1 protein-coding gene is annotated in these 399 nt (G+C 39.6%); it reads right to left on the reverse strand.

Going from position 1 to position 399, the window contains the following annotated elements; all coding sequences use genetic code 11:
• Positions 1 to 163: 163 nt before the first annotated feature.
• A partial coding sequence (locus AB4512_RS25310; RefSeq protein WP_372176217.1) for an acyl-homoserine-lactone synthase occupies positions 164 to 399 on the reverse strand: 236 nt, incomplete at its 5' end.

The raw sequence follows: 399 nt of genomic DNA on the forward strand, positions 1-399 counted from the left end.
TGTAAGGGGCATGGTGTGTTCCAATAATAACTTTGTTCTTTTGTCTAAGGCGATAGCAGTAGTAGAGTAACCACATCACGACGATGGCTACAGTTGCAAGCAGTGTTATTGCTTTCGCATAGACTATTGCCTCTAGTCCGAAATCAAACATGTTCATTATTTTCTACCATGCTGTGTTTTTATTTTCACGAAGACAGCGTCTATAGTCATGAAAGTTGACGCGACCGAATGCTAAAAGCATCAGTTCAATATTCCATAGACCGCGGTAAGTCTGTAAGTTATTTCCGTTCAGGTCACAAGACCCTAGTTGTAAATATGCTTTTGGTCCGATTGCTTTGTAAAAGTTGAGTATCAAAGGTTGGTCTATAATGGTGAAGCCCATTTTATAGCCTGTTTGAT

The organism is Vibrio sp. 10N.222.52.B7 (assembly GCF_041474275.1).
Taxonomy (GTDB): domain Bacteria; phylum Pseudomonadota; class Gammaproteobacteria; order Enterobacterales; family Vibrionaceae; genus Vibrio; species Vibrio crassostreae_C.